The sequence below is a fragment of the Micromonospora sp. Utrum1 genome (genome assembly GCF_057197805.1).
In genome coordinates, this window is record NZ_CM170071.1 from 1,870,636 (window position 1) to 1,883,758 (window position 13,123).

The 13,123-nt window shown below is 73.1% G+C and carries 10 protein-coding genes; 7 read left to right on the forward strand and 3 right to left on the reverse strand.

The annotated features are described in order from the left end of the window. Positions 1-194: 194 nt before the first annotated feature. The gene (locus AC0OLQ_RS09180; RefSeq protein WP_357339649.1) at positions 195-674 is read left to right on the forward strand and encodes a hypothetical protein; all 480 of its coding nucleotides are present in this window, start codon (positions 195-197) and stop codon (positions 672-674) included. Between the two features lie 108 nt (positions 675-782). Further along, entirely contained in the window at positions 783-2,282 is a 1,500-nt protein-coding gene (gene miaB / locus AC0OLQ_RS09185; RefSeq protein WP_484530974.1) for a tRNA (N6-isopentenyl adenosine(37)-C2)-methylthiotransferase MiaB, read from the forward strand. Between the two features lie 50 nt (positions 2,283-2,332). Here the strand turns inward: miaB and AC0OLQ_RS09190 are convergent, their stop codons facing one another. Then, positions 2,333-3,949 carry a cellulase family glycosylhydrolase gene (locus AC0OLQ_RS09190; protein ID WP_484530975.1) on the reverse strand — a complete coding sequence of 539 codons (1,617 nt, stop codon included), beginning with the start codon at positions 3,947-3,949 and terminating at the stop codon, positions 2,333-2,335. Positions 3,950-4,294: 345 nt separating this feature from the next. After that, positions 4,295-5,503: a DUF349 domain-containing protein gene (locus tag AC0OLQ_RS09195; RefSeq protein WP_484530976.1), complete on the reverse strand. Its 1,209-nt coding sequence runs from the start codon at positions 5,501-5,503 to the stop codon at positions 4,295-4,297. 203 nt (positions 5,504-5,706) lie between these two features. Between AC0OLQ_RS09195 and AC0OLQ_RS09200 the strand changes: the two genes are divergently transcribed. Genes AC0OLQ_RS09200 through dapF form a run of 3 tightly spaced genes read left to right on the forward strand, consistent with a single transcriptional unit; the run spans position 5,707 to position 8,187 of the window. Then, complete coding sequence (locus tag AC0OLQ_RS09200) at positions 5,707-6,426, forward strand: class III extradiol dioxygenase subunit B-like domain-containing protein (protein WP_484530977.1); 720 nt, start codon at positions 5,707-5,709, stop codon at positions 6,424-6,426. After that, positions 6,423-7,334, forward strand: a complete 912-nt coding sequence (gene miaA / locus AC0OLQ_RS09205) for a tRNA (adenosine(37)-N6)-dimethylallyltransferase MiaA (protein ID WP_484530978.1) — start codon at positions 6,423-6,425, stop codon at positions 7,332-7,334. The genes AC0OLQ_RS09200 and miaA overlap by 4 nt, the downstream gene beginning before the upstream one ends. Before the next feature lie 7 nt (positions 7,335-7,341). Beyond that, the gene (gene dapF, locus AC0OLQ_RS09210) at positions 7,342-8,187 is read left to right on the forward strand and encodes a diaminopimelate epimerase (RefSeq protein WP_484530979.1); all 846 of its coding nucleotides are present in this window, start codon (positions 7,342-7,344) and stop codon (positions 8,185-8,187) included. A 124-nt stretch (positions 8,188-8,311) separates the two neighbouring features. Here the strand turns inward: dapF and AC0OLQ_RS09215 are convergent, their stop codons facing one another. Beyond that, positions 8,312-9,784, reverse strand: a complete 1,473-nt coding sequence (locus AC0OLQ_RS09215; protein ID WP_357339633.1) for an NAD-dependent malic enzyme — start codon at positions 9,782-9,784, stop codon at positions 8,312-8,314. 196 nt (positions 9,785-9,980) lie between these two features. On the opposite strand from AC0OLQ_RS09215, the gene hflX reads away from it, so the two are divergent. Further along, positions 9,981-11,444, forward strand: a complete 1,464-nt coding sequence (gene hflX, locus AC0OLQ_RS09220; RefSeq protein ID WP_484532303.1) for a GTPase HflX — start codon at positions 9,981-9,983, stop codon at positions 11,442-11,444. 50 nt (positions 11,445-11,494) lie between these two features. Beyond that, a complete protein-coding gene (locus AC0OLQ_RS09225; RefSeq protein WP_484530980.1) occupies positions 11,495-13,087 on the forward strand; it encodes a hypothetical protein in 1,593 nt (530 codons plus the stop codon). Positions 13,088-13,123: the final 36 nt, after the last annotated feature.

Genomic DNA, 13,123 nt, shown 5'->3' on the forward strand with positions numbered 1-13,123 from the left:
TTCCAGCCGCGAAGGCGGCACCATACCCGATAAACTGTCATCTTCCCGCTACTCTGGGCAACGTCGCCCGAGGAAATTCTGCCCGGAATGGTCACAGACCGGTAACTTGCACCCGGCTGAGGTCATATGCACCCCACCATCGTCAGTAAGGCCCGATCCGGAGGCCGGTGGGACGAGCGCAGCGAGGAGGCGGCATGACCGAGCTGTGGAACTGGAGAATCGACGGCGCGGCGCCGGTGGAGGTCTACCCGGCGCTGGCCGAGGCGCTCGGCCGGGTGGTGATGCCCCTCGCCGTCGCCGACCCGGTCCGACTTCCCGCGTACGCGGTGGTCTGCGACGTGTGGGAGGCGCCCGGCGTGTACGGCACCATGGTCGACTGTTACGGCGTGCCCGAGCGCCTGCCCGAGCTGCCCAGCATCGCGGCGCTGGCCCGGCTGCTGGACCGCAACTGCCTGATGCGCGACGACACCCTCGACGCCGGGCGGCACCTGCTGGTCGCCCCGGACGGCACGATCCGGCCGGTGCACTTCGACGTGGTCGAGACCGACGACGGCGAGGTCCTCAGCGACCAGCGGCTCTGCACCGTGGCGGACCCCCGCTGCCGGGGCTGGTCGCAGTGTCACCGCTCCCGGTGGGCGCCCGACTCGGTCGCCCCGGCCCTCGCCGCCGCCTGACCGGCGGCGAGGGGGCCGGCCCCGGGCGCAGGCCCGGGCCGCCGGCTGCTGCCCCGGACCACCAGCTGGTTCAGGAGCGTGGCGGTGGCCGGATACGCTGTCCGGGTCATGACTACCGCAGCCGCGGGCAGCCCGCGCACCTACCAGGTGCGCACGTACGGCTGCCAGATGAACGTGCACGACTCCGAGCGCATTTCCGGCCTGCTCGAACAGGCCGGTTACGTGCGCGCCGCCGAGGCCGACGAGCAGCCCGACGTAGTGGTGTTCAACACCTGCGCCGTCCGGGAGAACGCCGACAACCGGCTCTACGGCAACCTGGGTCACCTGCGCCCCGTGAAGGACAAGCACCCCGGGATGCAGATCGCCGTGGGCGGCTGCCTGGCCCAGAAGGACCGCGGCGAGATCGTCCGCAAGGCGCCCTGGGTGGATGTCGTCTTCGGCACGCACAACATCGGCTCGCTGCCGGTGCTGCTGGAGCGGGCCCGGCACAACACCGCCGCCGAGGTGGAGATCCTCGAATCCCTCGACGTCTTCCCGTCCACGCTGCCGACCCGGCGCGAGTCGACGTACGCCGGCTGGGTGTCGATCTCGGTGGGCTGCAACAACACCTGCACGTTCTGCATCGTGCCGTCGCTGCGCGGCAAGGAGAAGGACCGCCGCCCCGGCGACGTCCTCTCCGAGGTGCGCGCCCTGGTCGACGAGGGCGTGCTGGAGGTGACCCTGCTCGGGCAGAACGTCAACTCCTACGGCGTCGAGTTCGGCGACCGGTACGCCTTCGGCAAGCTGCTGCGCGCCTGCGGCGACGTCGAGGGGCTGGAGCGGGTCCGGTTCACCAGCCCGCACCCGAAGGACTTCACCGACGACGTGATCGCCGCGATGGCCGAGACGCCCAACGTCTGCCACTCGCTGCACATGCCGCTCCAGTCCGGCTCCGACGACGTGCTGCGGGCCATGCGCCGCTCGTACCGCTCCGAGAAGTACCTGGGGATCATCGAGAAGGTCCGGGCCGCGATGCCGGACGCGGCGATCACCACCGACATCATCGTCGGCTTCCCCGGTGAGACCGACGCCGACTTCGAGCGCACCCTCGACGTGGTCCGCGCGGCCCGCTTCTCGTCGGCGTTCACCTTCCAGTACTCCAAGCGCCCCGGCACCCCGGCCGCGACCATGGACGGCCAGCTGCCCAAGCAGGTCGTGCAGGAGCGGTACGAGCGGCTGATCGCCTGCGTGGAGGAGATCACCTGGGCGGAGAACCGGAAGCTGGTCGGGGAGACCGTCGAGGTGCTGGTCGCGGTCGGCGAGGGGCGCAAGGACGAGCGCACCGGCCGGCTGTCCGGCCGGGCCCGGGACGGCCGGCTCGTGCACTTCGACGCCGGCTCGCTCGCCGGGCAGGTCCGCCCCGGCGACATCGTGCACACCACGGTCACCTATGCCGCCCCGCACCACCTCAACGCCGACGGGGAGCCGCTGTCGCACCGGCGTACCCGGGCCGGCGACGCGGCCGAGGCGGGGCGCGCCCCGCGTACCCCGGGGGTCCTGCTCGGGCTGCCGACGATCGGCGCGCCGGCCGCGGTGCCCGCGCCCACCGGCGGCTGCGCCGCGCACTGACCGACCGCCGACGGCCGGGGCCTCCACGCGGAGGCCCCGGCCGTCGCGGGTCAGCAGGCGGTGCCGTTGAGCTTCACCGACGCGGGCGCGGAGGCCGCGCCGTTCGCGGTGAAGCCGATGGTCACCGAGGCGCCCGGTGCGAGCGACGGCGCCCAGGTCGGCGCGGCCGCGGTGATCGTGCCGCCGGACTGGGTGACGGTCGCGTTCCAACCGCTGCCCAGGGTGACCCCGGACGGCCAGGTCCAGGTCACCGACCACGGGTTCACCGTGCCGGTGCCGCTGTTCTTCACCGTCAGCTCGCCCTGGAAACCACCCTGCCAGGCGTTGGTCTGCTTGTAGGTCGCGGTGCAGCCGCCGGTCGGGGCCGGCGTGGTGGGCGCCGGCGACGTGTTCGGGGTGCCGGTCGGCGACGGGCTGCTGGTGCCGCCCCCACCCACCGGCGGGATCAGGTAGGGCTGGAGGATGTCCTGCTTGGCCTGGTTGATGGTGGTCCAGTCGTCGTTGGCGATGCCGCCGGTGTCACCCGAGTTCGGGTTCCACGACCAGTAGGTGAAGGACATCCCGGTCACCCCGGTCCCCGTGTAGGCCATCAGGTTCTGCAGCCAGACCTTGTCCTTCGGGTCCTGAAGGGTGCTGCCGAACTCGCCCATCATGATCGGCGCGAGGTTCTGCTTGTAGAGGTAACCCCAGTACTTGTCCCAGATGGCCGGCATGTTTGCCGGGTAGCTCGGGTCGTCGAACCAGGTCTGGTGGTAGACCGAGGTGGCGTACTCGTGCGGGGAGTAGACCAGCCGGTTGGCCACGTTCAGCCGGACCGGGAACTGCCCCGCCTTCGACAGGTTGCCGCCCCACCAGCCGCAGTCCTCGTCGTTGCTGGTGTCGTTGTCCCAGACGTTCGACAGGCCGCCGCTCGGGCAGCTCACCCCCTCCACGAAGATCAGCCAGTTCGGCTGCACCCCGAGGATCGCGTTGCCGGCCCGCTCGGCGGCGAGCCGCCAGTCCCGGGCGGTGTCGCCGCAGCCCCAACAGGCGCCGGTGGCCGCCGGGTTGGTGCCCTCGGCGTGCGGCTCGTTGTGCAGGTCCGCCCCGATCACCGTGGGGTTGTTCGCGTACCGCTGGGCGAGCATCTTCCAGTCGGCGATCCAGGTCGCCTCGGAGACCGTCGAGGTGTACCAGAGCGGCGACTGCCCGGCCGAGGTGGGCCGGTGCCGGTCGAGGATGACCCGCATCCCCTTGCTGCCGGCGTAGTCGATGACCTTGTCGAGGATCTGCAACGGGGAGAGCCCGACCAGGTCCGGGTTGACGAAGTCGTTGATGCCGGTGGCCGTCGCGCCCGGCTTCAGCGCGTCGTTCGAGTAGGGGATGCGCAGCGTGTTGTAGCCCAGCCGGGCCATGGTGTCGAGCTGGCCGCGCCACGGGTTGCTCGACCACAGACCGTGGAAGGTCTTGTTGTCGGTCTCCATGCCGAACCAGTTGATGCCGGTGAGCCGGACAGTGGCCCCCGTGCTGTCGACGATCTTGTTGCCGCTGGTGTGCAGGTAGCCGGTGCCGGTCCCGCCGGTGGCGGCGGCGGCCGGGGTGGTGCTGACGGCGGCGGCGACGAGAACGCCGGCCGCGGCGGTGGCGAGCGCCGCGAGGGCGCCGCCGAGGGCGGTGGGTCGGTGCATGGCGAGCTCCACTTCGGATGCCCGCGCCGCGCGAGCGCCGCGGGCGGAAAGACCAAGGGGGACGGCCCGCTCGTCATCGAGTACGCGGACAGCGCGCGTCGGGCCGTGTCGTGTGGACGGCCACTCGCGGAGAAAGGCACCGGCGAATCCCGACGGCGGGTCGTGCCGTCGTGCCCTCGCGCCGGTGCGGAACCTGGCTCTGCCGCCCATTTTGATCAGCTCACCTCGATGCGTCAACCGGTCGACCCGGGGGCGCGCCGAGAAGGCGCTTTCCCGTGCCCGGCGGCGGACACGGAGGAGCCCCCGGTCCCGAGGCGGGACCGGGGGCTCCCGGTGAAGCTCGACTCAGCCGGCCTGCTCGGCCAGCTGGAGGAACTGCCGCTTCGAGGCGAGCGCCTGCTCGGCCTCCTTGATCCGGCGGGCGTCGCCGGCCGCCTGCGCCCGGGCCAGCCGGTCCTCGGCCTCGGCGACCTGGGCCCGCATCTGGGCCAGCAGCGGGTTGTCCTCCTTGGAGGTACGCCGCCACGCCGAGTCCATGACCTCTCGGACCTTGTCGTCCACGGCGCGCAGCCGGCGCTCCAGCCCGGCGGCGGCCTCACGGGGCACCCGGCCGGCCTCGTGCCACTGCGCCTGGATCTCCCGCAGCTTCGCCTGGGCGCCCTTCGGGTCGCCGTCGACGTCGAGCGCCTCGGCCTCGGCGAGCAGGGCCTGCTTGCGCTCCAGGTTGGCGCGCTGCTCGTTGTCACGCGCCGAGAAGACCTCGCTGCGCCGGGTGAAGAAGTCGTCCTGCGCCGCCCGGAACCGTTCCCAGAGCTTCTGCTCGGCCTCCTTGGAGGCGCGCGGCGCGGCCTTCCACTGGGCCATCAGGTCCTTGAGCTGGTTGGCGGTGACGCCCCAGTCGGTCGACTCCTTGAGCTTCTCGGCCTCGGCGACCAGTTCCTCCTTGATCCCCTGCGCCTGCTTGCGCTGCTGATCCAGGGAGGCGAAGTGGGCGCCCCGGCGGCGGGTGAAGCCGTCGCGGGCGGCGGCGAACCGCTTCCACAGCTCACCGTCGGCCTTCTTGTCGACCCCGCGGATGGTCTTCCACTCGTCGAGGATCTCCTTGAGCCGGTCGCCGGCGGTCTTCCAGCCGGTCGACTCGGCGGCCAGCTTCTCCGCCTCCTCGACCAGGGCGGTCTTGCGGGCGAGCGCCTCACCGCGGGCGGCGTCCCGGGCGGCCCGCGCCTCGCCGGCCTTCTCCTCGGCCACCGCGGCCAGCTTGTCCAGGCGGGCGGCCAGGGCGTCGATGTCCCCGACGACGTGCGCCTCGGGCAGGGAGGCGCGGATCCGGCGGATCGTGGTCAGCGAGTGGCCGGCGTCCGCCGCGCCCGAGTTGAGCCGGGCCTCGGTCAGGTCCACCTCCGTCACCAGGTCGGCGAAGCGCCGGGCGAAGTGTGCGAGCCCTTCCTCCGGTGCCCCTGCCTGCCAGGATCCGACCACCCGCTCGCCCTCGGCGGTCTTGACGTAGACGGTGCCGTCCTCGTCCACCCGTCCGAAGGCAGTCCAGTCGCTCATGTGCCCATCCTCGTTCTCCCGGCGTCGACGGGACACCTCCCGCGATCGCCGCCACGGCGCAGCAAAGTTTCTCCCGGCATTGTCACAGGTCCGACCCGGTCCGTGTCGAGCGCCCGTCGTCGACCGTGACCATACGGTGTCGTAGCGCCTCGATGACCGGATCGGCGCGGGGACGCACCGGGGGATACGGATAGGTTGGACCGGTGCCTCTGGTCGCCGCCGCCGTCTGCCCCCACCCGCCCCTGATCGTGCCCGAGCTGGCCGGCGCCGCCGCGCCCGAGCTGGACGACCTCCGCGCCGCCGCCGACGCGGCCGTGGCCCGGCTGCTCGCCGCCGATCCGGAGGTGATCCTGCTGGTCGGGGCCGGGCCGGAGAGCAGGGCTTTCGGCGCCGCCGACTCCGGCTCGCTGCGTGGCTACGGACTCGACCGGCCGGTGCGCTTGTGGAAGGTGGCCTGCTCCGGGGCCGAGGTGCTGCCACTGAGCCTGACCATCGGCGCCTGGCTGGTGAACCGGTCCGGCACCGAGCTGCCCCGGCTGGCCCGGTCCGTCGCCGCCGACGCCTCCCCGGCCGAGTGCGCCGCCCTCGGCGCCGCCCTGGTCGCCGAGCCGGACGGGCGGACCGCGCTGCTGGTGCTCGGGGACGGGTCGGCCTGCCGGGGGGTGAAGGCACCCGGCTACGACGATCCGCGCGCGCCCGCGTACGACGAGGGGGTCGCCGCGGCCCTGGCCGGCGCGGACGTCGAGGCCCTGCTCGGCCTGGACCCGGTGCTGTCGGCGGAGCTGAAGGTCGCCGGGCGGGCGCCGTGGCAGGTGCTGGCCGGCGCGGTCCGGGCGGCGGGCGGCGACTGGCGCGGCGACCTCGGCTACCAGGAGGTTCCCTACGGCGTTGCCTACTTCGTGGCGAACTGGGAACCGCAGTGACCCGGACCGTGGTGGCCGTGGTCGGGCCGACCGCGGCGGGCAAGTCGGCGCTGAGCATCGCCCTGGCGCACGCCCTCGACGGCGAGGTGGTCAACGCCGACTCGATGCAGCTCTACCGGGGCATGGACATCGGCACGGCCAAGCTGACCCCGGCCGAGCGGGAGGGTGTGCCGCACCACCTGCTCGACATCTGGCCGGTGACCGAGCCGGCCAGCGTGGCCGAATACCAGAAGCTGGCCCGCGCGGCGGTTGACGACATCCTGGCGCGGGGGAGGCTGCCGCTGCTGGTGGGCGGCTCCGGGCTCTACGTGCGGGCGGTGCTGGAGCAGTTCGAGTTCCCCGGCACCGACCCGGCGGTGCGGGAGCGGCTGGAGGCGGAGCTGGCCGCGGTCGGCCCGGCCCCGCTGCACGCCCGGCTCGCCGAGGCCGACCCGGTGGCCGCGGCCGGCATCCTGCCGAGCAACGGCCGGCGCATCGTCCGGGCTCTGGAGGTCGTCGAGCTGACCGGCGCGCCGTTCACCGCGTCGCTGCCCGAGCCGACTCCGTACTACCCGTCGGTGCAGCTCGGCGTCGACCTGGACACCGCGCTGCTCGACGAGCGGATCGCGCTGCGGGTGGACCGGATGTGGGCCGACGGCCTGGTCGCCGAGACGCGGACCCTGGTCGGTGCGGGCCTGCCCGAGGGGCGTACGGCCAGCCGGGCGCTCGGCTACCAGCAGGTGCTGCGCTTCCTGGCCGGGGAGTTGACCGAGACCGAGGCGTACGAGGAGACCATCCGGGCCACCCGGCGGTTCGTGCGCCGGCAGCGCTCCTGGTTCCGCCGTGACCCGCGGATCCACTGGCTGGATTCGGCGTCGCCCGCGTTTGTCGACACTGCGCTGCGGGTGGTGGCCGAGCATCGGGAATGATGGAGGTGTGGAGTTCACCAAGGGCCACGGCACCGGCAACGACTTCGTCATCCTGCCCGACCCGGACGGGGCGCTCGACCTGACGCCCGGCCTGGTCGCCGCGCTCTGCGACCGGCGGCGCGGCGTCGGCGGCGACGGCGTGCTGCGCGTGGTACGCGCCGCCAAGCACCCGGAGGGCGTCGCGCTGGCCGGCGAGGCCGAGTGGTTCATGGACTACTGGAACTCCGACGGCTCGGTGGCCGAGATGTGCGGCAACGGGGCCCGGGTCTTCGTCCGCTACCTGCTGGAGACCGGGCTGGCCGCCCCGTCCGGCGCGGCGCTGCCGGTGGCCACCCGGGCCGGCCTGGTCCGCGCCCGGGTCGAGGGGGCCGACGTGGCCGTCGAGATGCGCCGCCCCCGGCTCTACGACACCGCCACCGCCACCGTGGGCGGGCTCACCCTGACCGGCGCGGCGGTGGACGTGGGCAACCCGCACCTGGTCTGCGCCCTGCCCGCCAGCCTGGACCTGGGCGGCCTGGACCTCACCCGGGCGCCCGACGTCGACCCGTCGGTCTTCCCGTCGGGGGTGAACGTCGAGTTCACCACCCCGGCCGAGCCGGTCGAGGGCACCGACGGGCACGTGCTCATGCGGGTCTACGAGCGGGGCTCGGCCGAGACGCTCTCCTGCGGTACCGGCGCCTGCGCGGTGGCCGCGGTGGCGCTGCGCGACGCCGGCCGGGAGACCGGCACGATGACCGTCGACGTTCCCGGCGGCCGCCTCACCGTCACGGTCACCGACGACACCTGCTGGCTCTCCGGCCCGGCCGTCCTGGTCGCCACCGGCGAGATCACCGCGACGACCCTCGCAACCTGACCGTTCGAGCGCGCCCACTCCATCGCCAACCGCCCGACCAGCCTCAACCCGGCATCCGAGGGTGGAACGTGTCTCCCACCCGGCTGGCGCTGGCGCGGCGACGACGGACGCACCCGGAGGGCCGTCAGGGGGTGGCGCTGGCGTTGGCGGCGATCTCGGGGAGGTCGGCCGGGCCGGGGTCGGCGGCCGGCGCGGGCGTCGCGGTCGGGTTCTGGGCGGCGGCGCGCACCGCGGCCGCCACCGCGGGAGCGACCCGGGAGTCGAAGACGCTGGGCACGATCACCGTCGGGTTGATCTTGTCTTCGCCGACCACGTCCGCGATGGCGCGGGCCGCCGCGATCGCCATCTCCTCGGTGAACTCCTCGGCGTGCGCGTCGAGCATGCCGCGGAAGACGCCCGGGAAGGCGAGCACGTTGTTGATCTGGTTCGGCTGGTCGGACCGGCCGGTGGCGACCACGGCGGCGTACTTGCGCGCCTCCCGCGGGTCCACCTCCGGGTCGGGGTTGGCCAGCGCGAAGACGATCGCGTCCTTGGCCATGGTGGCGATGTCCTCGCCGGTGAGCAGGTTCGGCGCGCTCACCCCGATGAAGACGTCCGCGCCCCGTACCGCGCCGGGCAGGTCGCCGGAGTAGTTCTCCTTGTTGGTGTGGTCGGCCAGCCACTGCCAGGCCGGGTTGAGGTCGGGCAGCCCGCGGTGCAGGGCGCCCTGCCGGTCGTACGCGATGATGTCGCCCACGCCCTGCCGCAGCAGCAGCTTCATGATCGCGGTGCCGGCCGCGCCGGCGCCGGAGACCACGACCCGGACGTCCGAGAGCTGCTTGCCCACGACGCGCAGCGCGTTGGTCAGCGCGGCCAGCACGCAGATCGCGGTGCCGTGCTGGTCGTCGTGGAAGACCGGGATGTCCAGCGCCTCGCGGAGCCGGGCCTCGATCTCGAAGCAGCGCGGCGCGGCGATGTCCTCCAGGTTGATGCCCCCGTACGCGGGCGCGATCGCCTTGACGATCTGCACGATCTCGTCGGTGTCCTGGGTGTCCAGCACCACCGGCCAGGCGTCCACCCCGCCGAAGCGCTTGAACAGCGCGGCCTTGCCCTCCATCACGGGCAGCGAGGCGGCCGGCCCGAGGTTGCCCAGGCCGAGCACGGCCGAGCCGTCGCTGACCACGGCGACCGTGTTGCGCTTGATGGTGAGCCGGCGGGCGTCGGCCGGGTTCTCGGCGATCGCCATGCAGACCCGGGCCACCCCCGGGGTGTACGCCCGGGACAGTTCGTCACGGTTGCGCAGCGCAACCTTCGAGTTGACCTCGATCTTGCCGCCCAGGTGCAGCAGGAAGGTCCGGTCGGAGACCTTGCGGACGTCCACCCCGTCGAGCGCGGTCAGGGCGTCGACCACCTGGTCGGCGTGGCCGGCGTCGGCGGTGTCGCAGGTGAGGTCGACGATCACGTGGGCCGGGTCGGAGTCGACCACGTCCAGCGCGGTGACGATGGCGCCCGCCTCGCCCGCCGCGGTGGTCAGCCGCCCGATGGAGGAGGCGTCCGCGGGTACCGCGATCCGGATCGTGATCGAGAATCCGGCACTCGGCAGTCGGGTATTGGCCACGTAGAACTCCTCCGTCGGCGCTGAGCGGCTCGCCTGGCATTTCTACTCGCCCGCCCAGGTCGGTCGGCATCCGACCCCGCTACTGGTTAGTAGCGCCACGGGCATATAGCGGGTGCGTCGGGCGTTGGGACATGTCAGGATGCTCATGCGAACGGGAAATGCCCCGACAAAAGACATAACGGACAGGAGTCGCGGTTTGCGAGAGCAGGAGACCTTCCTTCCCTACGAGGACGACGAGCTCGAGGCCACCACCGGTGAATACGAGCTGTCGGAGCGGCAGGCGCTGCGGCGGGTCCCCGGCCTCTCCACCGAACTCACCGACATCACCGAGGTCGAATACCGCCAGCTCCGGCTGGAGCGGGTCGTCCTCGTGGGCGTCTGGACCGAGGGGACCCAGGACGACGCGGACAACAGCCTCACCGAGCTCGCGGCGCTGGCCGAGACGGCCGGCTCGCAGGTGCTCGAGGGGCTGATCCAGCGGCGCAACCGGCCGGACCCGGCGACGTACATCGGTCGGGGCAAGGTCGACGACCTGGGCGCGGTGGTGCTCGCCACCGGCGCCGACACGGTCATCTGCGACGGTGAGCTGTCTCCCTCGCAGCTGCGCAACCTGGAGCAGCGCACCAAGGTCAAGGTGGTCGACCGGACCGCCCTGATCCTCGACATCTTCGCCCAGCACGCCAAGAGCCGCGAGGGCAAGGCGCAGGTCGAGCTGGCCCAGCTCGAATACCTGCTGCCGCGACTGCGTGGTTGGGGTGAGACCCTCTCCCGGCAGACCGGTGGTAGCGGCCGCGGCGGTGGCGCCGGCGGCGGCGTGGGCCTGCGCGGTCCCGGTGAGACCAAGCTCGAGACCGACCGACGCCGGATCCGGCACCGCATCGCACGGCTGCGCCGCGAGATCAAGAGCATGACGACGGTACGCCAGACCAAGCGTGCCCGCCGGTCCCGCAACGCGGTGCCCGCGGTGGCCATCGCCGGCTACACCAACGCCGGCAAGTCCAGCCTGCTCAACCGCCTCACCGGGGCGGGCGTGCTGGTGGAGAACGCCCTGTTCGCCACCCTGGACCCGACCACCCGCCGGGCCACCACCTCCGACGGCCGGCTCTACACCCTCTCCGACACGGTCGGGTTCGTCCGGCACCTGCCGCACCAGATCGTCGAGGCGTTCCGCTCGACGCTGGAGGAGGTCGCCGACGCCGACCTGGTGGTGCACGTGGTCGACGGCACCCACCCGGACCCGGAGGAGCAGGTCCGGGCGGTCCGCGAGGTGCTCGCCGAGGTGGGCGCCGACCGGCTGCCCGAGCTGCTGGTGGTCAACAAGACCGACGCCACCGACGAGGAGACGCTGCTGCGGCTCAAGCGGCTCTGGCCGGAGGCGGTCCTGGTCTCCGCCCACAACGGGCGCGGGATCGACGGGCTGCGCGAGGCGATCGAGAAGCGGCTGCCCCGGCCGGCCGTCGAGGTCCGGGCGGTGCTCCCGTACGACCGGGGCGACCTGGTGGCCCGGGTGCACCGGCAGGGCGAGGTGCTCAGCACGGCGCACCTGCCCGAGGGCACGCTGCTGCACGTCCGGGTGGGCCAGGCGCTGGCCGCCGAGCTCGCGCCGTACCGCGCGGGGGACCGGCTCACCAGCGACGAACGGGTGGGCGCCGGGCGGTAAGCCGTCCGGCGTCACCCGCCCGAAACCCGGGCCGTGCGACACTTGGCGCCATGCGGCACGCTGTCTCCTCGGTCACGATCGCGCTGAGCCTCGTCGGCGCGGTCGTGGCGCCGGCCGGGCTCGCCCTGGCGGCTCCCGCCGCGGCCCCCGTGCTGGCCGCGGCTCCCAAGAAGAAGTGCACCGTCGAGGACGAGCGCCTCCGGGAGCTGTCCGGCCTCGTCGCCACCAGCACCGGCTACGTCGTGATCAACGACGGCAGCGAGATCGAGAGCCGCGAGCGGATCTTCTTCCTCGACACCAAGTGCAAGATCGCCAAGGACCCGGTCCGCTACTCGGATCCCGGGCCCCGCGACACCGAGGACCTGGCCGTCGGGCCGGACAAGAAGACCCTCTGGATCGCCGACACCGGCGACAACGTCGAGGCCAAGACCCGACGGGATCGGGTCGCAATCTGGACCATGCCGCTGAGCGGGTCCAAGCAGCCGGTGCTGCACCGGCTGACCTACCCGGGCAACGAGCCGCACGACTCCGAGGCGCTGCTCGTCGGCGACGACAACCTGCCGCTGGTCATCACCAAGGACCTGTCCGGCAAGTCGGAGATCTTCACGCCGACGGCGAAGTTCAAGAGCAGCGGTGACCTCGAGGCCATCCCGATGAAGAAGGTCGGCGAGGTCACCCTCCCGAAGACCAACACCGAGAACAAGCTGGGCGCGCCGGGCCGGCTGCTGGTCACCGGCGCGGCCCGCTCGCCCGACGGCAGCAAGGTCGTGCTGCGCACCTACGGCGACGCCTTCGAGTTCGACGTGACCGGCGGCAACATCGTCGCCGCGCTGACCACCGGCAAGCCCCGGGTCACCCCGCTCGCGGACCCGTTCGGCGAGGCCATCGCCTACACGCCCGACGGGAAGACCTTCCTCACCGTCTCCGACGGCGGCCTGCTGGACGCCGCGGACCCGATCGACATCCTCAGCTACACCCCGGCCACCACCGGGGTCGAGGCGCTGCCCAACGCCGGCAACGACGTGACCAAGCCGGCCGCGGAGAAGTCCTGGATCGAGGGCCTCACCCTCGACGAGATCACGTACCTGATCGCGGCGGTGGGCGTGCTCGGCGCGCTCCTGGTCGGCGCGGGCATCTTCGGCATCCTGCGGGCCCGGCGCAAGCCGGCGCCGCCCGCCGGGCCGACCGACGGGCCGGGCGACACGTTCCCGGCCGGCTCCGGCTTCCCTCCGCCGGGCAACCGGCCCGACGCCCCGCCGCGCGGTGGGGTCTACGGCGGCGGTGGCGGCCAGGGTGGGGTCTACGGCGGCGCCCCGGCGAACGGCGCCCGCCCGGCCGGCGGGGTCTACGGCGGTGGTCGCCCGCAGGGCGGCGGTCGCGGTGGCGGGGTCTACGGCGGCGGCCCGCAGGGCGGTGGTCGCCCCCAGGGCGGCGGCGTCTACGGCGGCGGCGGAGCCCCGGGCGGTGGCGGCTACGGCGGCGGCCGGCCGGGCGGCGGAGGCTACGGCCCGGGCCGGGGCGAACCGCCGCGTCGTGAACCCGACCCGCGCGGAGGCCGCCGCGACAACGGCTACGGCGACCGGGGCCAGCAGTACGGCCAGGTCTCCGGCGGCGGCCGGGAGTACCGGGGCGACCGCTACTGAGCGCACGAAAAAGGGGGTGACCGCCGGAACCGGCGC

Coding starts and splice junctions, on each gene's coding strand:
- miaB (WP_484530974.1), top strand. CDS start 783: ATGACTACCGCAGCCGCGGGCAGCCCGCGCACCTACCAGGTGCGCACG.
- AC0OLQ_RS09195 (WP_484530976.1), bottom strand. CDS start 5,503: ATGAGCGACTGGACTGCCTTCGGACGGGTGGACGAGGACGGCACCGTC.
- AC0OLQ_RS09180 (WP_357339649.1), top strand. CDS start 195: ATGACCGAGCTGTGGAACTGGAGAATCGACGGCGCGGCGCCGGTGGAG.
- AC0OLQ_RS09190 (WP_484530975.1), bottom strand. CDS start 3,949: ATGCACCGACCCACCGCCCTCGGCGGCGCCCTCGCGGCGCTCGCCACC.
- AC0OLQ_RS09225 (WP_484530980.1), top strand. CDS start 11,495: ATGCGGCACGCTGTCTCCTCGGTCACGATCGCGCTGAGCCTCGTCGGC.